Here is an 881-nt window from a genome sequence, read left to right as displayed (position 1 = left end):
TCGGGGCATTGCGTGAAGCCGAAGAACACCACGACCACCTTGCCGGCAAAGTCTTTCAGCGTGCGCGCTTGGCCATTGTGGTCGGCCAGCGTGAAGCCCTGCGCGTAGTCGGCGCCGGTGAGGTCAATGCTCTTGAACTGCGGTTTGTCCGGTGCGCATGCAGTAAAAATGCCTGCAGCGCCCACTGCAAGTGCGCAAGCAGCTATTGTTTTAATAGCAGATCGTCGAACGGGTGAGGCAGCCTGCGGCGTGCGGTGGGACTTCATGGTGGGAGCCTAAAGATAGTGGTCAAGCAGCAGCGCTGCGAACAGCACCGAGAGATGAATCAGTGAAAACCGGAATGTCTTGCGTGCCAGCGCGTCGGAGTAGTTGCGCCACAGGCGAAAGCCATACCAGCTGAAGCCGATGCTGAGCGCGACAGCGACAACGAGGTAGGGCCAGCCGCTCATCTTGAAAATGAAGGGCATCAGGCAGGCGGGGAACAACACCAGCGTGTAGAGAAACACCTGCAGCCGAGTGAACTCATTGCCGTGGGTAACGGGCAGCATGGGCAGGCCGGACTTGCGGTAGTCTTCCACGCGGTAGAGTGCCAGCGCCCAAAAGTGCGGCGGTGTCCAGAGAAAAATAATGAGAAAAAGAATCAGCGCCTCCGGGCCGACCGACCCCGTCATGGCAGCCCAGCCCAGCACCGGCGGCATGGCGCCTGAAGCACCGCCAATCACGATGTTCTGCGGCGTCATCGGTTTGAGGATGACGGTGTAGACCACCGCGTAGCCGATGAAGGTGGCAAAAGTCAGCCACATGGTGAGCGGGTTCACCCATGCATAAAGAATCCACGAACCAAGCGCGCACAATGCGGCCGAAAAAGACAGCGTGAGCGA

The 881-nt window shown here is 59.3% G+C and carries 2 protein-coding genes; both read right to left on the bottom strand.

Features of this window, described 5'->3' with window-relative positions; genetic code table 11:
* The coding region (locus AC1DWI_RS24770) for an SCO family protein (protein ID WP_477726127.1) at positions 1–266 on the bottom strand (266 nt) is incomplete at its 3' end.
* Between the two features lie 9 nt (positions 267–275).
* The coding region (gene cyoE / locus AC1DWI_RS24765; protein WP_477726126.1) for a heme o synthase at positions 276–881 on the bottom strand (606 nt) is incomplete at its 5' end.

Source organism: Polaromonas sp. P3_C2, assembly GCF_056402675.1.
Note: the sequence above shows the minus strand (reverse complement) of the source record. Positions and strands in the feature narration are given on the sequence as shown.